At 69.5% G+C, this 23,906-nt stretch carries 22 protein-coding genes; 7 read left to right on the top strand and 15 right to left on the bottom strand.

The features are described from left to right. Positions 1-39: 39 nt before the first annotated feature. From AC3ETA_RS18435 to AC3ETA_RS18405, 7 genes are all read right to left on the bottom strand, one after another. Complete coding sequence (locus tag AC3ETA_RS18435; protein WP_432193989.1) at positions 40-1,281, bottom strand: cation:proton antiporter; 1,242 nt, start codon at positions 1,279-1,281, stop codon at positions 40-42. Positions 1,282-1,455: 174 nt separating this feature from the next. Next, positions 1,456-1,716 carry a hypothetical protein gene (locus AC3ETA_RS18430; RefSeq protein WP_432193988.1) on the bottom strand — a complete coding sequence of 87 codons (261 nt, stop codon included), beginning with the start codon at positions 1,714-1,716 and terminating at the stop codon, positions 1,456-1,458. An 18-nt stretch (positions 1,717-1,734) separates the two neighbouring features. Beyond that, positions 1,735-3,033, bottom strand: coding sequence for a Na+/H+ antiporter NhaA (gene nhaA, locus AC3ETA_RS18425; RefSeq protein WP_432194062.1), 1,299 nt, complete (start codon positions 3,031-3,033; stop codon positions 1,735-1,737). Between the two features lie 258 nt (positions 3,034-3,291). Beyond that, positions 3,292-4,827, bottom strand: a complete 1,536-nt coding sequence (locus tag AC3ETA_RS18420; RefSeq protein ID WP_432193987.1) for an alanine/glycine:cation symporter family protein — start codon at positions 4,825-4,827, stop codon at positions 3,292-3,294. A 1,518-nt stretch (positions 4,828-6,345) separates the two neighbouring features. After that, positions 6,346-6,624, bottom strand: a complete 279-nt coding sequence (locus AC3ETA_RS18415) for a hypothetical protein (RefSeq protein WP_432193986.1) — start codon at positions 6,622-6,624, stop codon at positions 6,346-6,348. Positions 6,625-6,798: 174 nt separating this feature from the next. Continuing rightward, positions 6,799-7,779, bottom strand: a complete 981-nt coding sequence (trxB, locus tag AC3ETA_RS18410; RefSeq protein WP_432193985.1) for a thioredoxin-disulfide reductase — start codon at positions 7,777-7,779, stop codon at positions 6,799-6,801. Then, positions 7,776-8,189: an arsenate reductase ArsC gene (locus tag AC3ETA_RS18405; protein WP_432193984.1), complete on the bottom strand. Its 414-nt coding sequence runs from the start codon at positions 8,187-8,189 to the stop codon at positions 7,776-7,778. Before AC3ETA_RS18405 ends, trxB begins: the two co-directional genes overlap by 4 nt. Positions 8,190-8,277: 88 nt before the next feature. Between AC3ETA_RS18405 and AC3ETA_RS18400 the strand changes: the two genes are divergently transcribed. Both AC3ETA_RS18400 and AC3ETA_RS18395 read left to right on the top strand, forming a co-directional pair. After that, a complete protein-coding gene (locus tag AC3ETA_RS18400) occupies positions 8,278-8,586 on the top strand; it encodes an ArsR/SmtB family transcription factor (RefSeq protein WP_432193983.1) in 309 nt (102 codons plus the stop codon). Further along, entirely contained in the window at positions 8,583-9,365 is a 783-nt protein-coding gene (locus tag AC3ETA_RS18395; protein ID WP_432193982.1) for an aquaporin, read from the top strand. The genes AC3ETA_RS18400 and AC3ETA_RS18395 overlap by 4 nt, the downstream gene beginning before the upstream one ends. Positions 9,366-9,804: 439 nt before the next feature. Here the strand turns inward: AC3ETA_RS18395 and AC3ETA_RS18390 are convergent, their stop codons facing one another. Then, positions 9,805-11,295 carry a SulP family inorganic anion transporter gene (locus tag AC3ETA_RS18390; protein WP_432193981.1) on the bottom strand — a complete coding sequence of 497 codons (1,491 nt, stop codon included), beginning with the start codon at positions 11,293-11,295 and terminating at the stop codon, positions 9,805-9,807. A gap of 420 nt (positions 11,296-11,715) precedes the next feature. Between AC3ETA_RS18390 and AC3ETA_RS18385 the strand changes: the two genes are divergently transcribed. Next, complete coding sequence (locus AC3ETA_RS18385) at positions 11,716-12,144, top strand: MerR family transcriptional regulator (protein ID WP_432193980.1); 429 nt, start codon at positions 11,716-11,718, stop codon at positions 12,142-12,144. Between the two features lie 32 nt (positions 12,145-12,176). Here the strand turns inward: AC3ETA_RS18385 and AC3ETA_RS18380 are convergent, their stop codons facing one another. Continuing rightward, positions 12,177-12,554 (bottom strand): ArsR/SmtB family transcription factor, encoded by a 378-nt coding sequence (locus AC3ETA_RS18380; RefSeq protein ID WP_432193979.1) that lies wholly within the window; start codon positions 12,552-12,554, stop codon positions 12,177-12,179. Positions 12,555-12,709: 155 nt separating this feature from the next. Here AC3ETA_RS18380 and AC3ETA_RS18375 point away from each other — a divergent pair, with 155 nt between their 5' ends. After that, complete coding sequence (locus AC3ETA_RS18375) at positions 12,710-14,077, top strand: NAD(P)-binding domain-containing protein (RefSeq protein ID WP_432194061.1); 1,368 nt, start codon at positions 12,710-12,712, stop codon at positions 14,075-14,077. Between the two features lie 135 nt (positions 14,078-14,212). On the opposite strand, the gene AC3ETA_RS18370 is transcribed toward AC3ETA_RS18375, so the two are convergent. The 3 genes from AC3ETA_RS18370 to AC3ETA_RS18360 all read right to left on the bottom strand — a co-directional run bounded on the left by AC3ETA_RS18370 (position 14,213) and on the right by AC3ETA_RS18360 (position 17,253). Next, a complete protein-coding gene (locus AC3ETA_RS18370) occupies positions 14,213-15,322 on the bottom strand; it encodes a hypothetical protein (RefSeq protein ID WP_432193978.1) in 1,110 nt (369 codons plus the stop codon). Positions 15,323-15,675: 353 nt separating this feature from the next. Continuing rightward, positions 15,676-16,782, bottom strand: coding sequence for an SPFH domain-containing protein (locus AC3ETA_RS18365; protein WP_432193977.1), 1,107 nt, complete (start codon positions 16,780-16,782; stop codon positions 15,676-15,678). Between the two features lie 33 nt (positions 16,783-16,815). Next, a complete protein-coding gene (locus AC3ETA_RS18360) occupies positions 16,816-17,253 on the bottom strand; it encodes an NfeD family protein (RefSeq protein WP_432193976.1) in 438 nt (145 codons plus the stop codon). A gap of 476 nt (positions 17,254-17,729) precedes the next feature. Between AC3ETA_RS18360 and AC3ETA_RS18355 the strand changes: the two genes are divergently transcribed. Then, positions 17,730-18,764 (top strand): amidohydrolase family protein, encoded by a 1,035-nt coding sequence (locus AC3ETA_RS18355; protein ID WP_432193975.1) that lies wholly within the window; start codon positions 17,730-17,732, stop codon positions 18,762-18,764. A 64-nt stretch (positions 18,765-18,828) separates the two neighbouring features. Here AC3ETA_RS18355 and AC3ETA_RS18350 read toward each other — a convergent pair whose 3' ends face one another. Further along, positions 18,829-20,217 (bottom strand): glycoside hydrolase family 43 protein, encoded by a 1,389-nt coding sequence (locus AC3ETA_RS18350; protein ID WP_432193974.1) that lies wholly within the window; start codon positions 20,215-20,217, stop codon positions 18,829-18,831. Between the two features lie 259 nt (positions 20,218-20,476). Here AC3ETA_RS18350 and AC3ETA_RS18345 point away from each other — a divergent pair, with 259 nt between their 5' ends. After that, positions 20,477-21,901 carry an amidase gene (locus AC3ETA_RS18345; RefSeq protein ID WP_432193973.1) on the top strand — a complete coding sequence of 475 codons (1,425 nt, stop codon included), beginning with the start codon at positions 20,477-20,479 and terminating at the stop codon, positions 21,899-21,901. Positions 21,902-22,339: 438 nt separating this feature from the next. Then, positions 22,340-22,786: a type II toxin-antitoxin system PemK/MazF family toxin gene (locus AC3ETA_RS18340; RefSeq protein ID WP_432193972.1), complete on the top strand. Its 447-nt coding sequence runs from the start codon at positions 22,340-22,342 to the stop codon at positions 22,784-22,786. A gap of 16 nt (positions 22,787-22,802) precedes the next feature. On the opposite strand, the gene AC3ETA_RS18335 is transcribed toward AC3ETA_RS18340, so the two are convergent. Both AC3ETA_RS18335 and AC3ETA_RS18330 read right to left on the bottom strand, forming a co-directional pair. Next, a complete protein-coding gene (locus AC3ETA_RS18335; protein ID WP_432193971.1) occupies positions 22,803-23,615 on the bottom strand; it encodes a TIGR02452 family protein in 813 nt (270 codons plus the stop codon). Beyond that, positions 23,612-23,743 carry a hypothetical protein gene (locus AC3ETA_RS18330; RefSeq protein ID WP_432193970.1) on the bottom strand — a complete coding sequence of 44 codons (132 nt, stop codon included), beginning with the start codon at positions 23,741-23,743 and terminating at the stop codon, positions 23,612-23,614. Before AC3ETA_RS18330 ends, AC3ETA_RS18335 begins: the two co-directional genes overlap by 4 nt. Positions 23,744-23,906: the final 163 nt, after the last annotated feature.

The following is a 23,906-nucleotide window of genomic DNA, read 5'->3' as shown; positions in this document are numbered from 1 at the left end:
GCGCGCAGCGAAAGCGTGATTACCGGGTGCGGGACAGGCTCAGGCACCCACCTCCTGAGACTGACCGGTCGTACGCGATGCCGCCTCAGCGTCGCTCTCCGGCACGCCGGCGATGTCCTCGACGTGGAAGAGCCGTGCGATCGGTACGTCGGTGGAGCTGTGCGCGATGATCGAGAAGGCGATGCAGACGGCGATGAGAGTGAACGCCTCCTCGCCCTGCGGGATCCCGGCCTGGAGCACCAGCAGCCCGTACACCACCGAGGCGAAGCCCTTCGGTCCGAACCATGCCGCCACCAGCTTCTCCTGGCGTGTGAACCGCGTGCCGAGCAGCGACAGCAGCAGCGAGGCCGGGCGGATGAGCACGATGGCGAGGACCACCGCGACGTAGCCGCCGAAGGACAGGTCGCCGAAGAGCTGTGGCGTCAGCAGCGCGCCGAACACGAGCAGGGCCGCGAACTTGGCCAGCTCCGCCAGCGCTTCGCCCAGCGGCTCGAACGCTGCCTTCGCTTCCGGGGAGCGTGCGGTGAGCACGGCTCCCGCGGAGAACGCGGCGAGGTAGGGGTTCGCGTGCGTGAGGTGGCACAGGGCGTACAGGATCACGCCGATCGCGAGCGGCAGCAACGGCTGCAGCTTGGGCTCGGCGCCCAGCAGCCGGAACCGTACGAGCTCGTTCACGATGAACGGCAGGGCCACTCCGAAGACCAGCCCGAGGACCAGTTCCAGGGCGATCTTCCCGGGCGACGCCTCGGCATCGCCGGCTGTCGGCCCGGCCGCCGCGATGAGGATGAGTACGACCGGCAGGGCGAGCCCGTCGTTGATGCCGCTCTCGACGTTCAGCAACTGCCGCAGCTTGGAGGGGACTTCCTTGCGCCCGACGATCGCCGAGGCGAACACGGGGTCGGTCGGCGCGAGAACGGCCCCGACCAGGAACGAAGTCGTCCAGTCCATCCCCGCCACGAAGTGCGTGATCAGAGCCATGCCGACGAAAGCGAGCGGCATGCCGAGCCCGAGGGCACGCGCCGGGTTGCGCCAGTTCTGACGCAGCTTGGGGAAGGAGACGTGCATGCCGTCGGTGAACAGCACGGCGAACAGCGCGAGGTCCGCTGTCACGGACACGATCTCACTGTCCGGGGTGATGTGGATCAGCCCCAGAAACCCGTCACTGACGAGCGCCCCACCGACCAGGAAGAGGAACGACGTGGAGAGCACGGTCCGGGCGGCGAGCCCGGACAACAACACCGCGATGAGCAGCGCCACACCGAACACCACAACGAGCACCATGACCTGGCCCCCCGATCGACGAAGAGTTCTCTGTCCACACCGCCGACCAGACTTCCCGGCACACCGGTGACGATCTTACACTTCCTTTACGCGTTCCTGACAGGTCCTTGATGCGCACTCCAGGACGGCAGAACCTTGCCGGATCCCGGCAATCCGGGGGCAGCATGCGGACCGTCAGCGCTCAGCGCGTCGGCCCATGACCTGGGCCACCAGGAGACCGGCGAGCAGAGCCCACGCCGCCAGGCCGTACCCGCCGTACGCCCAACCCGCGGCGCCGACGACAAGAGCTGTCAGCGCACCGCCGGCCAACGCGACTCTGTCCGCGAGGAAAGCCCACTCCCGCCGTGCGCTGCCGGGATCCCGCAGCTCCAGCACCGCGGTCTTGATGACCAGGACCGCGGCGACGACGAGTGCTGTGACCAGCGAAGGTTCCACACCCCACCCCCCTTCGGGTCAGCGTTCGGCGGTGGCGTCGACTTGGTAGATGTCGGGGATGCCGTCGTGGTCGTCGTCGCGGTTCTCCTCCTCGCAGAGGCGCCGGTAGACGGCGTTGCGACGCTTGAGCAGTATCGCCGCCAACACGGCTGCCGTCAGTGAGCCGATGAGGACCGCGGCCTTCACGGGGCCGGCAGCGGCAGGGTCGGGGAAGGCGAGTTCGCCGATCAGCAGGGCGACGGTGAAGCCGATCCCGGCCAGTGCCGAGAGGGCGAAGACGTCGGCCCAGGCCAGTTCGGGGTTGAGCCTGGCGCGGGTGAAGCGGGCAGCCAGGTAGGTCCCGGCGAAGATCCCGACCGTCTTGCCGACGACAAGTCCGAGTACCACACCGAGCGGTTCGGGCCTGGTGAACACGTCACTCAGGGACGCGGCCGAGACGCTGACGCCGGCGGCGAAGAGCGCGAAGAGGGGGACGGCGACGCCTGCGGAGACCGGGTGCAGCAGGTAGGAAGTGCGCTCGCCGGGAGAGCGATCCTCGTCCTTGTCGCGGGTGGTGCGCAGGATGAGGCCCATGGCCACACCGGCGACGGTGGCGTGGACGCCGCCGTTGTACATCAGCGCCCAGATCGTGAGTCCGAGCGGGGCGTACCACCACCATCCGCGGACGCGGAACCGCTGCAGCAGGTAGAAGACGACCAGTCCCGCGAACGCCCCGCCGAGGGCCAGGAAGTTCAGGTCGCTGGTGAAGAAGACGGCGATGACCAGGATGCCGCCGAGGTCGTCGACGACGGCGAGGGTGAGCAGGAAGGCGCGCAGCGCGGCGGGCAAGTGTGTGCTGAGTACCGCGAGTACGGCCAGCGCGAAGGCGATGTCGGTGGCCATGGGCACCGCCCAGCCGTCCGGACTGCCGCCCCCCGTCGAGGCGGTGAGTGCGTAGAACGCGGCAGGGATGATCATGCCCGATACGGCGGCGATGACCGGCAGGGCGGCGGTGGCGGGGGTGCGGAGCTCACCGACGACCAGTTCACGCTTCAGTTCGATGCCCGCCACGAGGAAGAAGAGCGTGAGCAGGCCGTCCGCGGTCCAGTGCCCGACGGAGAGGTCGAGGCCGAGGGCCGGTATGCCGAAGTGGAAGTCGCGTATTCGCTCGTAGGTGTCGACCCACGGGGTGTTCGCCCACACCAGCGCCACCACGGCCGCGCCCAGCAGGACCAGTCCGCCGACGGTCTCCGTCCTCAGGGCCTGGGCGATGGCCGTGCGCTCCGGCAGCGGCAGGAGGCCGAGGAAGGGGGAACGTTCGCGCGGCGCGGCAGCCATGAAGGAGTCCTCCGGGGATCGTCTTTCGGGCATACGAGCCCCTGACGCCGACCAGACTTCCCGGCACACCGCGCGTCGGTCGCAGGCCTCCGAGGTCTGCGCGTTGACGCGTTCTTAACACCCTAACTGGCGCGATTCCGTTTCGCCAGGTGCCCTTTCACCTGCGGAAACAGCGGGGCAGGGAAGGACGAGCGGGCCCGTGTCCACCAAGGCGCGAGGTGGACACGGGCCCGCTCAGAAGCCGGGCCGCGGGGGCGGTCAGACGGTGGTCTTCACCGACTCCTCGTCTTCGTCGCCGTCGGTGATCTCGCCGGCCTTGCGGGCACGGACGAACTCGAGGAAGGAGTTGAGTTCACGCTTGACGACCGGGGCCAGCAGGTACAGGCCGATGATGTTGAAGACCGACAGCAGGAAGAGCGCGGAGTCGGCGAGGCTGATCAGCGAGTCGAGGGACATCAGGGCGCCCAGGATCACGAACAGGCTCCAGATGGCCTTGAAGACGGTCTCGCTGGCCTTGCTCTTGCCGAACAGGTACGACCAGGCCTTGAGGCCGTAGTAGCCCCAGGTCAGGATCGTGGAGAAGGCGAACAGCAGCACCGCGATCGTGAGCACGCTCGGGAACCACGGCAGTACGGTCTCGAAGGCGTCGGAGGTGATGGTGACGCCACCGATGCTCTTGCCCTCGCGGGCCTCGCCCCAGCTGGCCGGGTCGGCGATGACGATGGTCAGCGCGGTCATGGTGCAGATGACGACCGTGTCGATGAACGGCTCCAGCAGCGCGACGAGGCCCTCGCTCGCGGGGTGCTTGGTCTTGACCGCGGAGTGCGCGATCGGGGCGGAGCCGAGGCCGGCCTCGTTGGAGAACGCGGCGCGCTGGAAACCGACGATCAGGGCACCGAGCACACCGCCGGCGACACCGTCCGCCTCGAACGCGCCCTGCAGGATGGTCTGGAAGGCGTCGGGCACCGCGGTGACGTTGCCCAGGATGACGACCAGGCAGGCCACGATGTAGATGCCGGCCATCGCGGGCACGAGGCGGCTGGTGACCGAGCCGATGGAGCGGATGCCGCCGAGCAGCACGAGACCGACGAGCGCGGAGACGACCAGGCCGAAGAGGACGGCGCCGGCGGAGGAGGCCAGGAAGCCGTCCTCGCCGCCGAAGGTCGAGGAGATCTGCGCGTAGCTCTGGTTGGTCTGGAACAGGTTGCCGCCGAACAGACCGAAGAACAGGATCATGATCGAGGCGGCGACGGCCAGCACCTTGCCGAGCTTGGCCCCACCGTTGCCGAAGCGCTCCTTGAGGCCCTTGGGCAGGTAGTGCATCGGGCCGCCGGAGACAGTGCCGTCGGCGTGCACCTCGCGGTACTTCACACCGAGGGTGACCTCGACGAACTTGGTGGCCATGCCGAGCAGGCCGCAAAGGATCATCCAGAAGGTGGCACCGGGGCCGCCGATGGACACGGCGACGGCCACACCGGCGATGTTGCCGAGGCCTACGGTGCCGGAGACGGCGGCGGTCAGGGCCTGGAAGTGGTTGACCTCACCGGCCGACCCCTTCTCGTCGTACTTACCGCGCACGACGTCGAAGGCGAGCCGGAACTTGCGGAGCTGTACGAACCCGAACCAGCCGGTGAAGACGAGACCCGCGACCACGAGCCAGGCCACGATCAGAGGAAGGTCGGTCCCGCCTACGGGGACCGCGTAGAAGACGACTTCCCCGAGCCACGTGGCTATGGGCTCGAAGAATCCGCTGACTGCTTCGTCGACGGACGTGGTGATGGAGTCGAGTGACACTATGGCTACCTCGGTGGCGCGGGGACGGGCGCAGAAACCTGCGCCGCGGGAAGAGCGGTCTTTGAGCGAACGCCGTTGTCCGATCGGCGACCCGGGATGACGTATCCGTGGACTCGGAATGTCACGGCCCTGGTCCGTCGTCGGCACATTCACCGACGTTCCGCACAGCGACGATGGGTCGCGCCGCCGGCGGATTTGCGAAGTTCTACCACGCCCTTTATCGAAAATTTAGTGATGCATGTCACATCTCCGGCCGCAATCGCGAAAGCTCCAGGCGACGAGATCAGACCGTTATCCGGAAACGGAAGTCCGTTCATCGGACACATACCTCTGTGCGACGAGGCCGTGACGGCGCGCCCACTCCGGACCACCGGTCGTCGCCGGTCTCGCGGCGGACAGGGCGTAGAGGGATCGATCTCATGCTTGACGGATCGCGCCCGTTCATCCGGGGGCGACATGGCCGGCCGCGTAACGAGCCCTGGACATCAGTCTGCCTGGGACGGCGTACCGGCAGGGCACCTGCGGAGGGTACACAGGAGCGAAGTGGCGAACCAAGATCCCAGGCGCGCGAAGGGAGTCGTCCGAGCTCCTTGACCAACTGGCCGGACAGGCCGCTAAGGTGGCGATGAGTCGATCATGGTTTGCTGACGTGCAGTCCTCATGTATCAGCGCGTCACATGCCCGGGGGAAACGATGAGTTCTGGCACAGGTGACGTACGTCCCGCATCCGCACCGAGCACAGGCCCGGACCCACGTACCGCATACCGAATGCCGACGCCTGACGCGGACAGGACGTGCGGGACATGGATCTCGCGCCCGGCACCCGTCCCACGGGCCCGGGGAGCGGTGGAATCCAGGCGATGCCGAGCGGCGGCAATGGCGGTGTGCAGACCACCGGGTTCAGCGGGGTCGACGATCCGGTGGCGCTGAACCGAGCCGGTGAGAACTCCAGCCAGCTCGCGGCGAGGCGGCGACGGCCCCTTCGGCGACCAGAACGCCCATATGCCCCCAACTCGGACACGCTGATCCGCATGATGCGCCGGATCTCCGAGGACCCGGAGGCCTACGGCACCATGCACAAGGCCGACACGGCGTACATCGCCAAGCAGATGGAGGACAACGGCGGCAACACCGCCGACTCCGTACCGACGACATCCCCAGGTCCCGGGCCCGGCAATGGCGCTCGGACGTCCTGCTGCACCTCAAGGGCACCGTCGGCAGCCCCCCGTCCTACGAGGCCGACGCCGCGCGGCACATCGCGGACAGCCGGCAACGGGGCGTCATCGAGGAGGCCGACGCGGATCAGACCCTGTTCCTCCAGAACGACAGCACACGGATCATCAGGATCTGGACCACCGCACGCGGCGAAGACATCGACTCCAAGGCGGTGAACGTCCTTCAGGACAAGGCCGCGAACGGCGCCGGTACCAGCCTCGCGGAGACGCGGAAACCCTGCGATGCACCAGGAGTCCCACGGAACGCGGGCAGATTGCGAAAGCAACGGAATCCGGAGGGCTCCTACCGTGCAGGGCTGCCGGCCACCCGCCGACGCCGTCTGCTGCTCATCTCCCCCAGCGACAGGATGACGACCGCCAGGTTCAGTGGGAACGCGATCGTATTCGCCACCGCCGGCATGTCGAAGGCGCGCAAGAGGCTCGCTGAAGCAGCAATCAGGAAAAGGGCGAGCGGCAAGAGCCTGCGCCACACCGGTAGTTCCTGCATCCGGGCGACCGCGACGGAGCACCAAAGGGTGAGGCAGAAGAAGGCGACCCCGAAAGCGACGACTGCGGGAAGCATGCGTATCTCCATCAGGGGAGCCGAGGCCATCCTCAAGAACGAGGTGATCTACGGCATCGCGAGTGAGGGTCAGGCAGGTGATGCTCCGCGACGCCGGTCGCGGAGCACCACACTATGCACTATGACGTCCTCGCCATCTGCAGCGGCGGGAGGGACAGGTCTTCCTGCGGAGCGTCAGACGACGAATACGGCCTGTTCTCCCGCGCTGTCGGCGTCACTCAGGGCGGCGAGGTACCGCTCGGCGTCCAAGGCGGCGGCGCAGCCGGAGCCGGCCGCCGTGATCGCCTGGCGGTAGGTGTGGTCGACCACGTCGCCCGAGCCGAAGACGCCGGGGATGTTCGTACGGGTGGAGGGGGAGGCGACCTTGAGGTAGCCCTCGTCGTCCAGGTCGAGCTGGCCGGTGACCAGGTCGGTGCGCGGGTCGTGGCCGATGGCGACGAACAGCCCGGTGGCCGGGAGTTCGGACGTCTCGCCGGTGACGGTGTCGCGCAGGGTGAGTCCGGCGAGCTTGCCGCCGTCATCGTGGATCTCGGCGACTTCTCGGTTCCAGGCGAAGGAGATCTTCGGGTCGGCGAAGGCGCGGTCCTGCATGGTCCTGGAGGCCCGCAGCGTGTCGCGGCGGTGGACGATGGTCACGGAGCGGGCGAAGCGGGAGAGGAAGGTGGCTTCCTCCATCGCCGTGTCACCGCCGCCGACCACCACGATGTCGTGCTCGCGGAAGAAGAAGCCGTCGCAGGTCGCGCAGTACGAGACGCCGCGGCCGGAGAGTGCGTCCTCGCCGGGCAGGTTCAGCTTGCGGTGCTGCGAGCCGGTCGCCACGATGACCGTCTTCGCCCGGTGGACCGTCCCTCCGCTGTCGGTCACGGTCTTGACCAGGCCGGTGAGGTCGACCTCGACGACGTCGTCCGGGACGAGTTCGGCGCCGAAGCGTTCGGCCTGAGCCCGCATGTTGTCCATCAGCTCGGGGCCCATGATGCCGTCACGGAAGCCGGGGAAGTTCTCCACCTCGGTCGTCTGCACCAACGCACCGCCGGCCGTGACCGCGCCCTCGAAGACCAGCGGACTCAGCGAGGCGCGGGCGGTGTAGAGGGCGGCGGTGTAGCCGGCGGGACCGGAGCCGATGACGATGACGTTGCGTACCTCGCTGCCGCTCACGCCGTCTTCTCCGGCGCGATCTCCTTGATCAGGCCCTCGACCAGCACCTTGATCTCGTCCCGGATCGGGCGGACGGCCTCGACGCCCTGGCCCGCCGGGTCGTCCAGCTGCCAGTCCAGGTAACGCTTGCCGGGGAACACGGGGCAGGTGTCCCCACAGCCCATGGTGATGCAGACGTCCGACTCCTTCACCGCATCGACGGTCAGCATCTTGGGGACCTCGGCGGAGATGTCGATGCCGACCTCGGCCATGGCCTCGACGGCGGCGGGGTTCACCCCTGCTCCCGGGTTGGAGCCGGCCGAGCGGACCTCGACGCGGTCCCCGGCCAGATGGGTCAGCCACGCGGCGGCCATCTGGGAACGGCCGGCGTTGTGGACGCAGACGAACAGCACGGAGGGCTTGTCGGACATCAGAGGTCTCTCTTGTCTCGTAACAGAACGGGCATGTCATGTCAGCACCCGATGGTGTCAGTCACCGCTGATGTGACAGTATCAGTGCATGATGACGTCAGTCGACACTGATCTGATCCGGGTTCTGGCCGACCCGCTCAGGCTCCGGATCGTGACCCTGCTCGCCGAAGAGACCCTGTGCACCACCCACCTCGTGGAGGAGACCGGAGCCCGGCAGACCAACCTCTCCAACCACCTGAAGGTGCTGCGCGAGGCCGGGGTCGTCGAGACGGAGCCCTGCGGCCGGTACACCTACTACCGGCTCAAGCCCGATGTCATCGCTTCACTCGCCGGTCAGTTCGCCGACCTGGCCGAGTCCGCTCGCGCCGCCGCACAGAACAAGAGGGCCTGCCCGTGACCGCCGCCGAAGCCGCCCCGCCCACGGAGTCCGCCTCGGCCGCACCCGAGCCCGAGTCCGTCGCTTCAGCACCGGGTGCCACCCCGCCGCGTACCCCGCTCGTCGCCCGGGCCGCGGCGGAACTCATAGGCACCGCCTTGCTGGTGGCGGTCGTGGTCGGGTCCGGTATCCAGGCCACCGAACTGACCCAGGACGTCGGCCTGCAGTTGCTGGCCAACTCCACGGCCACCGTCTTCGGCCTCGGCATCCTCATTCTCCTGTTCGGCCCTGTCTCCGGCGCCCACTTCAACCCTGTGGTCACGCTCGCGGAGTGGTGGACCGCCCGGCGCGGTGGCGCCGGCGTCACGCTGCGCGAGGCGGCCGTCTACCTGCCCGCGCAGATCACGGGGGCCATCGCGGGGGCGATCCTGGCCGACGCCATGTTCGGCGAACCCCTCGTGAAGTGGTCCACCCACGACCGCTCCGCCGGACACCTGCTCCTCGGCGAGATCGTCGCCACCGCCGGCCTGATCCTCCTGATCTTCGGCCTGGCCCGCGCCGACCGCCTCCAGTACGCACCCGTGGCCGTCGCCTCCTACATCGGCGCCGCCTACTGGTTCACCTCGTCCACGTCCTTCGCCAACCCGGCCGTGACCATCGGCCGCGCCTTCACCGACACCTTCGCGGGCATCGCCCCCGGCTCGCTCCTGGGCTTCATCGGCATGCAACTCATCGGCGGCATGGTCGGACTGGCCCTGGTGGCCCTCGTCTTCATGCCGGGCCGCACAGCCTCCGAGTGACACGTGCTGCCCCTGGCGTCCGGGGTGGAGCACGGCCCGGGTGCCCAGGCGGCGGCGCACACCGCCGCCGCCACCTGGGGCTGTCCGACTTCGTCTTCCCGTCGGCCTGCGCCGAGAAGTGCTCCGGGCGGCGCGAAGTCGCCGCACTCCAGGACAGCTCCTGGACATCCCGGCCGACATGTGTGAAGTGCCCGCCGACGAGTGCGCGTGGCTCCGGCGCCGTTCCATCGACCCGTCCGGCGCCCGTCAGCCCGTCTTCGGATGTGCCACGCGCTCCGGCCGCGAAGTGCGGCGGTACACCCGGTTCTGGACCCTCCGCCTGCTGACCCTGCCTGAGCGCGGCCGCCAGCTCACACTCGGACCTCGGCGCTCGATGAGCACGACGTCCCGTCACGGCCGTGATCCCAGGTCGATGAACCCGTACCGCTGAGCTGCCGTGTCAATGGCTGCCGGCGAGTTCGCCCGTGAGCTTGCCGTGGAGGTCGGCGCTGGGGTCGTTGAGGCCGGTGATCTCAACGGTCTTGCCGCGCTGGGCGTACTTCGTCTCGATGGCGTCGAGGGCGGCGACGGAGGAGGCGTCCCAGACATGTGCGGCGCTGAGGTCGACGACGACCTTGTCCGGGTCACCCGCGTAGTCGAACTGGCCGACCAGATCGTTGGAGGAGGCGAAGAAGAGCTCACCCGTCACCCGGTAGACGACCGCGCTGCCGTCGGGGTCGGTGACGGCGGTGACCTCGGCGAGGTGGGCGACGCGCTTGGCGAAGATGACCATCGCGGTGATGGAGCCGACGACCACGCCGATGGCCAGATTGTGCGTGACGACCACGCAGGCGACGGTGACCACCATGACGGCGATCTCACCGGCGGGCATCCGCTTGAGGGTCTTCGGGGCGATGGAGTGCCAGTCGAACGTCGCGAACGACACCATCACCATCACCGCGACCAGGGCAGCCATGGGGATGTCGGAGACGACCGGCCCGAAGACGATGCACAGCACCATCAGGAACGCGCCCGCCAGGAACGTCGACAAGCGGGTTCGGGCACCCGACACCTTCACGTTGATCATCGTCTGGCCGATCATGGCGCAGCCGCCCATCCCGCCGAAGAAGCCGGTGACGATGTTCGCGATGCCCTGGCCGATCGACTCGCGGGTCTTGTCGGAGTGGGTTTCAGTGATGTCGTCGACCAGCTTGGCAGTCATCAGCGACTCCATCAGGCCGACCAGCGCCATCGCGAAGGCGTACGGGGCGATCGTCGTCAACGTGTCCAGGGTCAGCGGTACGTCGGGCAGGCCCGGCACCGGCAGGGAGGACGGCAGGGCGCCCATGTCGCCGACGGTCGGCACCGCGATGGCCGCGGCGACGGTGATCACGGTCAGGACGACGATCGAGACGAGCGGGGCGGGGATCACGGTGGTGACCTTGGGGAAGAACACCATCAAGGCCAGACCGCCGATGATCAGTGGGTACACGGCCCACGGCACGTCGGTCATCTCGGGGACCTGGGCCATGAAGATCAGAATGGCCAGCGAGTTGACGAAGCCGACCATCACCGAGCGGGGGATGAACCGCATCAGCTTCGCCACGCCGAGCGCGCCGAGGACCATCTGGAACAGACCCGCGAGGATGACCGCGGCGACCAGGTGGCCGAAACCGTGTTCGCGGTTGAGGGGTGCGATGACGAGGGCGACGGCACCGGTCGCGGCGGAGATCATCGCCCGCCGTCCGCCGACGACCGAGATCACCACGGCCATGGTGAAGGAGGCGAACAGGCCGATGGCCGGGTCGACACCGGCGATGATCGAGAAGGAGATCGCCTCGGGGATCAGTGCGAGGGCGACCACCAGGCCGGCGAGGACTTCGGTGCGCCAGACCTTCGGATCGGAGATCCAGTCCGGCTTCAGGCCGCGCAGGCGCGCGGTCGGGGACACGGCAGTGGCAGCAGAAGGCAAGGGAGACGGAACCTGTCGTGCTCGGGCACACCCCTACGGCGGGCCGGGGCGTGCGGGAGGATGCGGAGAGGCCGGGCCGGCACCCCGCGGGTGGCTCCGCGCAATGCGGAGCCGGAAGTCGAAAACGGCAAGAGCGGAGTCCGCGCGGCGGTGCGGACTCACATACGGGGGCCAAGCGTCACGGCGGGCAGGCGGCGGCGCCGGGCGTCAGGGGCTCGCGCACGCTTCCCTCCTGCAAGAATCGGACTTTCGCCGGGGGCGCCATCGGACCCGACACGGCAGCGGCCGGGAGGGACCGCCCCTGACCACCAGCAACCCTACCCTAACGTTAGGGTAGGGATCGGCGGCGCATGCCGGGTCGGGACCGCTGACGACGACAAGGGCCAGAGGATCACGGGCGTGGACGGCAAGCACATGCAGATCGGCGAGGTCGCTGCGCGCACGGAACTGTCCCTGCGCACGATCCGCCATTACGAGGAGACCGGCCTGGTCGTCCCCTCCGCACGCTCCCAGGGCGGCTTCCGCCTCTATGCCGAGGCCGACGTCGCCCGACTCATGGTCATCCGCCGCATGAAACCGCTGGGCTTCACCCTGGATCAGATGCGCGACCTGCTGGACGCGATCGACCGCCTCGACTCCGACGCGGATCTCGGCGCGGGAGAGCGCGACGCTCTGCTGGAGCGCGTCCGCGACTACGAGCGGACCGCCGTCGAGCAGGTGGAGAGGCTGCGCGTCCAGCTCTCCCGGGCCGAGGACTTCGCCGCCACCCTGCGTCGCCGTCTCGAAGCCCCAGAACCGTCACGGACATCGGGTTCTCAGGGGCTCTGACGCCTGGGTGCGCCCGCGGTTGCGGGTTGCCTTCAGGCCGAGGTCGGCACGATGGTCAGCAGCTTGCCCATCGCGGCCAGCACCGACGGCTCGACCCGGTAGTAGACCCAGGTGCCACGCCGCTCAGAGGTGAGCAACCCGGCCTCCTTGAGCTTCTTCAAGTGATGGGAGACGGTCGGCTGGGACACCCCGACATCGGAGATGTCGCATACGCAGGCCTCGCCACCCTCGTGCGAGGCCACCGCCGAGAACAGCCGCAGACGCACCGGGTCGCCGAGCGCTTTGAACATCCGCGCGGCCGTCTCGGCCTCCTCCGCGGTGAAGGGGCGCTCGGTCAGCGGAGGGCAGCAAGGAGCCACGACCTCGGAGACCTCGCGATCCAGCAGCGGCAGCACCTTCGCATTCGACATGCATCTATGTTGACACACATCGACCAGCCCGGCGAGGGCCACCCCCACCCGGATTCGACAGATGTCTATGTTGACGAACGTCTAATCAAGTGCCATCCTGGCCGGGCAGGACATCGACAAACATCGAAGCAAAGGGGAAACTCGTGGCTGCGCCCATGAACAACACGCCGTCTGCGGACCAGCTGCCCGTTGCGGTCATCGGAGCCGGCCCGATCGGCCTGGCCGCGGCCGCCCATCTTGTCGAGCGCGGCATCGAACCCCTTGTCCTGGAAGCCGGCTCCGCCGCGGCCAGTGCCGTACGCGACTGGGCCCACGTCCGCCTCTTCTCGACCTGGGGCGAGGTGGTCGACCCGGCCGCCGAGAAGCTGCTCGCCCCGACCGGCTGGGTCCGCCCCGACCTCTCCACCTACCCGACCGGCGGTGACTGGGCCAAGCACTACCTGCAGCCCCTGGCCGACGCCCTCGGTGGCAGGGTCCGCTACGGCACGACGGTCACCGGCGTCGCCCGCGCCGGCCGGGACCGCATCGTCGACGCCGGCCGCGACGAGCAGCCCTTCACCGTGCACGTCCAGTCCTCCGACGGACACGAGGAACGGATCGCCGCGCGCGCCGTCATCGACGCCTCCGGCACCTGGTCCGTCCCGAGCCCGATGGGCGCGGACGGCCTGCCCGCACTCGGCGAGAAGTCCGCGGCCGACCGCCTCTCCTACCGCGTCCCGGACCTCAAGGACCCGGCCGTGCGCGCCCGTTATGCAGGCAGGCGCACCGCCGTCGTCGGCTCCGGCGCCTCCGCCTTCACCGCCCTGGCGCTCCTCGCCGACCTGGCCAAGGAGGAGGACGGCACGCACGCGGTGTGGATCCTGCGCCGTGGCATCGGCGCGAACACCTACGGCGGAGGCGAGGCCGATCAGCTTCCCGCCCGGGGCGCCCTGGGCCTGCGTGCCAAGGAAGCGGTCGAGTCCGGCCGCGCGAGCGCGGTCACCGGCTTCCGTACGCAGGCTGTGGAACGCGACGGCGACCGAGCCATCCTCATCGCCGATGACGGCCGTCGCCTCGACCCGGTCGACGAGGTCGTCGTCCTGACCGGCTTTCGCCCGGACCTGTCCTTCCTCTCCGAACTTCGTCTCGGCCTCGACGAGCGCCTCCAGGCACCCGCCGCCCTGGCCCCGCTGATCGACCCGAACGTCCATTCCTGCGGCACGGTCTACCCGCACGGGGTGAACGAGCTCTCCCACCCCGAGGAGGGCATCTACATGGTCGGCATGAAGTCGTACGGCCGTGCCCCGACGTTCCTCGCGATGACCGGCTACGAGCAGGTCCGCTCCGTCACCGCCGCGATCGCCGGCGATCGTGAAGCCGCCGAGCGCGTCGAGTTGACCCTCCCGGAGACCGGTGTCTGCGGCGGCGCCGGACTGTTCGACGAGCCGGCGAGCGCCGAACAGTCCGGCGGCGGATGCTGCGCCACCCCCACCACCCTCCAGATCGGCACCGGAACACGGGCCACCGCCTCCGGCGACTGCTGAACACTCAACCCACTGAAGGACGTTCGCCTTGGTGCCCCCGTACCACGCATCCTCCGCCTCGCCGCGAAAATCGGTCCGGTATCGAAGGCCGAGGGGGGTGACCGTCACGCCGCACGGCTCATGGCCGTCCCCACGTCAGCCGGAAGGCGCCGTGGTACGGCGGTCGGCCGCCCGCAAGGTCACGGTGGCCGCGACGCCCGCGACGGCACCCCAGAGCAGTGCGGCGGGCACCCCCTCACCGAGGCCGGACGCCACGTACAGCAGCCCCGAACGCATCCGTGTCCCGTCCATGGCCATGCGCAGCGTCTGTGCGGCCAGCAGCCCCAGGACGACCGCGCAGACCCCGCCCGCCGCCATCGCCCAGACGGACGCCCTGGTGAGCAGCCCGGGCAGCCACCGCAGGGCGCACCAGACCACGGCGAGGAGCAGGACGTCCCCCAGCCGGTACAGGAGCCAGTCACCGAGAGGTGCGCCGCCCGGACCGGACCACCCTCCGAGCAACAGCCACTGGCGCAGCAGGTCACCTGGCTCACCGAGCAGCCCGCCACCGGTGAAGGCCGTCTGGAGCATGGCGGCGTTCGACTCGTACGACAGCACGATCAGGGACACCGAGACCACCACGGTCCCGACGGTGGCGGCCAGCAGGGCGGGCCGCGCCGGAACGTTTTCGCGCGGCTGGGGTTCGGCGTCCTTCAGCGCCAGCCGCGCCACGAGCACCGTCCATGCCGCTGCGGCCAGCGCCACCGGCACCACGATCGGACGCCCGGCCGAGGACAGGGACGCCAGCTGCGGCAGGAACCGGTAGCTGCCGTGTCCCCCGGCCGCGATGAGCCAGGGGGCCGACACCGTCACCGCCAGGGTCGCCGCCACCAGCCCCCAGGCCCACAGCGCGAGCAGTACGGCCCACGTCCGGCCGCGCTCCGGGGGAAGCCGCCGGATCAGGAGGAGCACCCCGGCCGTGTAGAAGACGAACAGGGCGCCGTAGCGGATCTGGATCGCTGTGTGGTGCAGGCCGAGATAGCGGGAAGCACCTGTCCCGTCGAGGTAGCCGCCCGCGGTTCCGCCGGAGGGTTCGTAGGCCCAGGGCAACAGCCAGTTCTCCAGGCCGACGACGGCCTCACGGCCGAGAACGCCGGTTGCGCCCTCCAGACGCAGCGCGTCGACGCTCGCTCCCGCCCACCACAGGAGCAGCGTCACCATCACCCCGCCCGCCACCGCCGGTGTCACCGCGCGCCGGTACTCCATGTCCTGCCCCCGTGTTCGCTTCCCGTCGCCACGACCCACCCTGGCCACACCGGGGACCTTACGGGGCCACGGTCACATGTGGATCACGACCTCGCATTCCCCTGTGCGCACCGCCGCTCCGTCCGGCCTTGTTCCTGAACGCCGCCGGACCGCGACTGTCGTGATCTGGGCAGTGGTGGCCGCCGAGTTCGTCCTGCGCTGCGCCCGGGCCGTGCAGCCGATGGCGATTCCTCAAGGATTCATCTCGGTCCTGCGATGCGGCAGTTCCTCATCGACAGCGGCACAACGCGGCGCCGTGATCGAGGTGCACAGTGCCATCGAGAGCCCTGGAAGCCTCAGGGCGGTCGCTGGGCTCAACCCCCGGATGTCTGTTCTCGGCGCGGCACCTGGGACTTCGCAGCCTCGGCCTCCGCCTTGGCGTCGCTCACCGCAGCGGCCGCCTGCTTCTCGACTTCGTCGGCAGCCGATGCGGCGTCGAGCGAAGCCGTCCAGCCCGCACCGAGCTCCGGAGTCCGGCCTTCGTGCGACGTGTCCTCGGAGTCGGCGGAGGCTGCTTTCTCAGGTTGCGCGGGACCGGGAGGAACAGCCGTCGACTGATCGCCGAACGCATGAGTGACAGTCCGAACCGCCTCGGTCAGCTCCCCAGGGATCACCCAGAAGGTGTTGTTGTCGCTGCGGGCCAGGTGCGGAAGTGTCTCCAGGTACTTGTAGGCCAGAACCTTCGGGTCGGCGTTGTTGCGATGGACCGCCTGGAAGACGAGCTCCACCGCCTTCGCCTCCCCGTCCGCCCGCAAGATCATGGCTTGCTGCGTGCCCTGCGCCTCCAGGATGTCCTTCTGCTTGGTGCCCTCCGCGGTAAGGATCTTGGCCTGCCGCTCCCCTTCAGCGTGCAGAATGGCCGCGCGCTTGTCTCGCTCGGCCCGCATCTGCTTCTCCATCGCCTCCTTGATGGTGTGCGGAGGGTCGATGGCCTTGATCTCGACACGGTTGACGCGGATGCCCCACTTGCCGGTGGCATCGTCGAGAACGGCGCGGAGCCGGGAGTTGATCTCCTCACGCGAGGTGAGCGTTTCCTCCAGGTCCATACTGCCGATCACGTTACGCAGCGTGGTCACGGTGAGCTGATCGATCGCCTGCAGATAGTCGGCAACCTCGTAGGCCGCCGCCCGCGGGTCCGTGATCTGGTAGTAGAGCACGGTGTCGATGTTCACCACGAGGTTGTCCTCGGTGATCACCGGTCGGGGGTCGGACGAGTAGACCTGCTCGCGCACGTCGAGTTTGGTGTTGACGCGATCCGCGACCGGCAGAACCAGATTCAGGCCGGGCTGCAGCGTCCGGCGGTATCGGCCGAACCGCTCGATGTTGTAGCGGCGCGCCTGCGGGACGATCCGTACCGCGGAGGCCACCAGGAAGACAACGACAATGGCCGCCACAAGAATGGGGATGACAACTGGATCCACGGTGCCTCCGTCACGTCGCTATGTGTCAACCGTTCACGGAAGGAGTTCACGGGGGTACACGATGGCTGTGGCGCCTTCGATCTCCATCACATCGACGAGTGCTCCCACTGGGATCACCAGGCTCTCATCGAGGGCGCGGGCGGACCACTCCTCGCCGGAGAGTCTGATCAGGCCACGGGTCGCGGAGACCTCCTGCATGACCTCGGCTCGCTTGCCTATCAGCGCGTCCGTTCCCTCGCGCGTGAGGGGTTGCTGGGTCATGTGCCGCAGAGCGACAGGACGGACGAGGAGCAGACCCGCCGCCGCCGCTCCCGCCAGGGCCAGAAGCTGGCCGAGAAGACCGACGCCCACACCGGCGACCACGGCGGCAACCAGCGCGGCGCCCGCCAGCAACCCGAAGACCAGTGTCAGGGTGAAGAACTCCACGACACCCAGTGCCGCGGCGGCGAGCAACCATACGAACCACGGCATCGAATCGCCCTCCTTCATGGGCTTACTCAGCAACTACCTCCCGGACCACAGGGCGAAACAGATCCGAGAGCTGTGGTGCCGGATCGTTGCGCGCCTGCCCTGCGAACTGTTCCAGCGGGTGCTGCCGGCGGGGCCGTCGCGGTCTCGGGCGGTGGCCGGAGTCGGCGGGGCGACCGTGAAGTGATTGCCGCGATCGTGTTCGTGCCGACCTCGGGCCGCAGAGGCATCGAGCCGTCCGCGACCGCAGGCGCACCAAATGAGTGACCCCTTAGGAGCGAGCTGTCCGCGTACGGTGCGGGCTCAGTCGCGGTCGCGTTGGCAGGCGGCCAAAAGGAACAGCCAGATCTCGCTCACGGTCGGGAAGCACGCGATGGCATGCCCTACCTATCAACGATATCGCGTTTGCGATGCCATCGTTAGTATCAGTGATACGCTCCGAATGTTTTCATCGGAAACGCGACGTGGAGGAGCATCGCATGTTCGACCGACTGCGGTTGATCGCCTTGGAAGAGCACGTGGCCCTGCCGGCGATCATGGAGGCATGGTCGCGGTCCGGGGTGCCGGAGCTGCCGAACCTGGGGTTCGGTGACAGCCCCGTCGCCCGGCGACTCCGGGACACCTCGGAAACGAGGCTCGCGCACATGGACGACCAGGGAGTCGACCTGGCAGTGCTGTCGATCTCGTCACCGGGCGTGCAGAACCTGCCAGACTCAGATGCGGTCGCCGTGGCCCGCGACACCAACGACCAGCTGGCGGCGGTTGTAGCGGGCAGCCCCGACCGGTTCCGGGCGTTCGCCGCGATCCCGACGCAGTCGCCGTCGGCCGCAGCCGCGGAGCTGGAGCGGGCGGTCACCGAGCTGGGCTTCCCCGGCGCCATGCTCTACGGGCGCACCGGATCCAGGCTCGCCGACGACCCCGGGTACGACGAGCTGTACGCCACTGCCGAGCGGTTGCGGGTCCCGCTCCACTTCCATCCGCAGATGCCGATGCAGGCGGTGACGGACGCCTACTACTCCGACATCGGCCCCATCGGGACCGCGCTGGCAGGGCCCGCGATCGGCTGGTACTACGACCTGGGCGTGCAGTACCTGCGGATGATCTTCTCCGGCGTCTTCGACCGGTACCCCGATCTCCAGGTGATTGCCGGCCACTGGGGAGAGGTCGTGCTCTTCTACCTCGACCACACCGGGTTCTTCGCCGACGCCGGCGGCCTGGCCCGCCCGCTCGCCGACTACTTCAAGCAGAACTTCTGGGTCGCCGGCAGCGGTACCGTCAGCCCCCGCTACCTCCGCTGGACAGCCGAAGTCGTGGGGACAGAACGGATGCTGTACTCCACCGACTACCCCTTCACCTACGGATTCCGCCCTGGCGGCTTCCCCTTCGTGGACACCAGCGCCGGCGTCGCCCGGTCCTTCCTGGAGAACGCCCCTTTCACCGACGAGCAGAAGGCCGACATCGCACACCGCAACTGGGAGCGCCTCACTTCCCGCGCCTCGCAGCACATCGGGTGACCTGGCGCAAGGGAAGTACTCCGCAACTTGCCGGCACGATTGCCCGGGCCGGCAGCTGAGCAGGTCAGGCCCAGGACGTCACGGGCGTGAACGAACTGTCCTGACGGAACAGATCCGTGCCGTCCGCCCGGTCCACCCGCAGTTGGTAGTTGTAGTGACGCAGGTAGTGGCCGGGAAAGTTGTACGACTCCCAGCGGATCGAGCCGGTCGCCGTACCCGTGCGGGCGATGAACGTGGCGTCCTCGGCGAACGTCGACGTGCCGTCGTCGGTGTCGAAGCGGGCGCGGAAGTCGTAGTGGCGAAGGTACTGCCCGGACGCGTCGCGGAAGGAGTAGCCGTTCCCGTCGGCGAGGCCGGCCACGACGGTGAAGGTCGACGCCTGCTTCTCGGCGGTGGTGCTGGAGCCGCTGACCACGAGGAGGTTGAGCAGGGAGGACTGGGTCTGCCAGTAGCGGGCGGTGTAGTTGCCGGACCGGAAGGAGCGGGTGACGTTCCTGGCCAGGGCCGGGCCGCCGGAGACGGTCTCCTTGATGACCGTGAAGTGGCGGGCCGTTCCGGAGACGGCGGGCAGGGCGGCCGGGGCGGACCAGGTGGCGAAGGTGTCGTAGCTGTCGCTGTAGTAGTAGGTGCCGTCGCCGTAGCCGTCGAAGAAGAGCCGCCAGCCGCCGTTGTCGAGCTGGATGAGGGCAGGACCCTCTCGGTAGCTGCCCCAGCCCGCCCAGTCGCCGGTCCTGGAGATCGTGTAGGGGCCGGTCAGAGAGGTGGCCGTCGCGTACTCGATGTACTTCGTCGTCTCGTTCTTCGTGAAGGCGTGGTAGATGGAGCCGGTCCGGACGAGGAACGTGTCGATGTGGTTCTTCCCGATGCCGGCCAGCGCCACCGGTGAACTCCACGTGGTCAGCGCGGAGTTGGTGGCCTTCAGCAGATACGGGGTGAAGATCCACTCGTCGTCGGTGGTGGAGCAGGACACGATGACGTTCACACTGCCGTCGCTGTCGACGAACCACTCCGGCGCCCAGGCGCGGGAGAGTCCCGCGATCGGGACCGTGTAGTCGTACAGGAAAGTCCAGTTGACCCGGTCGGTGCTGCGCGCGAAGCCGATGGTGGTGCTGGTGTCCTGCCAGGTGTGGGTCGTGTAGGTGATGTAGTAGTAGCCGTTGGTGTGCCTGAAGAGGCTCGCGTCGCGGATGCGGTTGCCCGGCGGCGTGTAGGCGGAGGCGCGGGCCAGGCGGAAGTCGGCCGCGTCGTCCGACTGATAGACGTTCACCGTCCCGTCGTTGCTGTTCAGGAACGGCACGATGGTGTACCGGGTGGCCGAGCCGCTCGGTGGCGCGGCCGCCGTCGCCGTGCCGAGCAGGCCCGGGGCTTCGCCCAGGGCCAGCGCCGAGGCGGGCAGGACGGCCATCGCGCGGAGCAGGGTGCGGCGGGACGGACTGTGGGGGCGTGTGGTCACGTGCGGCTCTCCCTACGACTCAAGGGACGACTCCGAATCCACGTATGCCGGCCATGTCGTTCGTCGTTTCGAACGTGGTTCGGGAATTCGATCAGAAAGTAGGGGTGGCGTCCGGGCGCGTCAATGGTTTGCGCACGCGGAGGCGGGGGCCTGGGAGAAACCTGTGGAGAACCTCGGAGCCGCACCGGGCGAAAACGTTCCGCCGCCCACCCACCGGAGGTTACCGTTCGGTAGACAACGTCGTCCCGGAGGTGCCCGTATGACGCCCGACCGTGCCGCAGGCCTCGCCGAGTCCGCCCGTGCGCTGGCCGACGGGGAGGTGACGTCGCGGACCCTGGTCGAGGAGGCGCTCGCACGGATCGAGGCGACGCAGGGGTCCCTCAACGCCTTCCGGGTGGTGCGGGCCGAGGCCGCGCTCGCCGAGGCCGAGGCCGCCGACCGGGAACTGGCCGCCGGAGTGCGCCTCCCGCTCCTCGGCGTGCCGGTCGCGGTGAAGGACGACACGGATGTCGCGGGCGAGCCCACCGCGTTCGGCTGTTCGGGCCAGTTCCCGCCCGCCGCGGAGGACGCCGAGGCGGTACGGCGGTTGCGCGCGGCGGGTGCCGTGATCGTCGGCAAGACCAACACCTGCGAGCTGGGGCAGTGGCCGTTCACGGAGGGGCCCGCCTTCGGCGCGACCCGCAATCCCTGGCACCGGGACCACACTCCGGGCGGCTCGTCGGGCGGCTCGGCCGCCGCCGTCGCCGCCGGACTCGTCCCGGCGGCCCTCGGCTCGGACGGCGCCGGCTCGGTGCGGATCCCGGCGTCGTGGACCAACCTGATCGGCATCAAGCCGCAGCGCGGCCGGGTCTCCACCTGGCCGCGCGGCGAGTCCTTCAAGGGCATCACGGTCAACGGCACACTCGCCCGCACGGTCGCAGACGCCGCCCTGCTGCTGGACGCCGCCGCCGGCAACCACGAACTCGACCCGCACCGGCCGCCGTCGATCGCCGCCTCCCGGGCCGTCGGCCGCGACCCGGGCCGGCTGCGGATCGCGCTCGCCCTCAAGCCTCCGTTCACGGCCCTGCCCGCCCGGCTCGACCCCCGGGTGCGGGCCAGGATCGTCGAACTCGGTGAGAAACTCGGCGCGTTGGGACACCACGTCGAGGAGGCCGATCCGCCCTACGGCCAGATCGGGCTCACGTTCATCCCGCGCGCCACGGCCGGAATCGCCGAGTGGGCCGACGAGGTGCCCTCCCCCGCGCTGCTCGACCCGCGCACCAGGAGCGCCGCCCGCCTGGGCCGGCTCCTTCGCGGGGCCCCGCTGCGGGCGGCCCGGCGCGCGGAGGCGGTCCTGCACGGTCGTATCGGCAGGTTCTACGAGTCGTACGACGTCGTCCTCGCGCCCACGACGGCCGCTCCCCCGCCCCGGATCGGCGCGATGCTCGGCCTCGGCGGCTTCGCCACCGACCGGGCGATGATCGCCGCCTGTCCCTACGCCTGGCCGTGGAACGTGCTGGGCTGGCCCGGCGTCAACGTCCCCGCCGGATTCGCGGGCGAACTGCCCGTCGGCGGCCAGTTGCTCGGGCCCGCGAACAGCGAGCCGCTGCTGATCTCGCTGGCCGCGCAGCTGGAGGCGGAGCTGCGGTGGCACGAGCTGTGGCCGCCGCAGCAGGACGAGGCGGCGCCGAGCGCGGTTGCCTAGAGACATCGACGTCCCGCCCCCAGGCCCTGCTCTGTGACCATGGACAGCCAAGGGGCTCGCGGAGGCGGAGGCCGTCAAGGCCCGTGCCGCCGCCCTCGCCGAGAACCGGGAGCTCGCTCGTCCCGCAACTCACCGAGAGCCGGCCGGAGACCGGCCGGGCGGGCGCGTCCGCGTTCGGCAACGTCGACAGCATGGTGGTGCTCAACGGCGCCGACGGCATGGCCGGCATGTTCGCCAGGGCGCTCCGCATCGGGCGGCACGGGGCTCGGCCCGGCGCGCCGGCTGCTCGCGTCGATGAACCAGGACGGGCAGGTGCCGGAGGGCAACTCGCCGCTCAACGGGCTCGTCCAGAAGGTGCCGACGGACGAGCAGTGCGGTTTCCCGTCTGATGTCGACCCTTCACGCTCGGCTCACGGGGGCAGCCCCTAAAGTGCCCCCGTGAGCACGTACACCGACGAGAACGTCCCGGGCCGCTACGGTCCCACCGCCACGACCGAGGCCGACCCGCGCGCAGTGGGCAGGGTGCGCACCGAGTACTCCCCCGCGCACGACGGCGACCCCGACCCCGGGGAGATCGTCTGGACCTGGGTCCCCTATGAGGAGAACGACGGCCGGGGCAAGGACCGCCCGGTGCTCGTCGTCGCGCGGGAGCCCGGTGGGACCTTCCTCGCCGTGCAGCTCTCCAGCAAGCGGCACGACGGGGATCGCGAGTGGGTGGCGATCGGCAGCGGCCCCTGGGACCGCACGGGCCGTGACTCCTGGGTGGACGTGGACCGTATCCTGCGGCTGCACGAGCGGGGCATGCGCCGCGAGGCGTGCGCCCTGGACCGAGGGCGGTTCAACCTGGTCCGGAAGCGGCTGCACGAGCGCTACGGCTGGACCTGAGCGCCGACGGCGCCGTTCACGCCCCGGGGAAGGCCCGGGCGAACGCCGCTCGCACCGGGCTGTCCGGCGTGCGGTCGAGGATCCCGAACACCACCTGCTCGAAGGCCCCGGCGAACCTCCCGCCGGGCCCGAGCAGTTCACGGAACGCGCCCGCCACCTGCGCGGGGTCGTTCTGGAACACCCCGCAGCCCCAGGCGCCCAGCACCAGTCGCCGGTACCGGTGTGCGGCGGCCGTCTCCAGCACGCGCTCGGCCCGTGCCGCCAGCGCCCGCGGCAGCTCTGCCGCGCGCCCGGGTTCCGTGCGCCGCACGACGCCCGCGTTGGGCGCGGCGGCCGTGAGGAAGCCTGCCGTGTACGGCTCGTCCAGCAGTCCGCCACGGTCGTCGCGGAAGACGGGCACCCCGGGTGAGTGGATGACACGGTCCGTGTAGAACGGGTCGCGGTGGGCGCGGTGGTGGTCGTAGAACGCACGGACCCCGAGCAGGCAGGTATGCAGGGCCGAGGCCCGGCACAGGGCCTCCTCCTGGGCCTGGGCGCCGTTCAGATAGCCGCCGCCCGGATTGCGGGCCGAGGCGAAGTTCAGTACGGCCGTGTCGCCGCCGAGCCGGCGGGCGGCCTCCAGGCTGCTCTCGCCCGTGACCTCGAAGGACGTCTCTCCAGCGGGGATGCGGGGCACGTCCACCGGCTCCGGCCCGTACATCCGGGTGGCCGAGCGTGCCGCCTCGGTCGCCGCCGCGACGGACACCTCCCGGCCGTCCGGGGCACGGTAGGTGCCCGCCGCCACGATCTGTTCCGTCTGCTGCGCGATACCGCGCAGGCGCGCGCTCACGGCGCCACCACCCGACAGCTGCGGACGCCGGGCGTCACCACCGCGCGCCGCGCTGTCATACGGCCGCTGCGGCCGCCCTCGATCTCCCCCGCCGTGCTCACCCGTGCATCCTGAGCGATGCTGGTCATGCGGTGCAACAGAATTCCCGGGCCTCACAGCCGACCGGAAGAACGACCGGGAAAGCCCCTGCCAACGCCCGGAGAGCGGATATTACCGCCCCGGAACGTGCCGGTACGCACCCTTGTGCGAATCGACGCGAGGGTCTTGGGTGGGTCGAGTGTGCCGGCCCGG

This window comes from Streptomyces sp. bgisy027 (assembly GCF_057710365.1).
The sequence above is the reverse complement of the archived record's forward strand: the minus strand, read 5'-3'. Positions and strand labels throughout refer to the sequence as shown.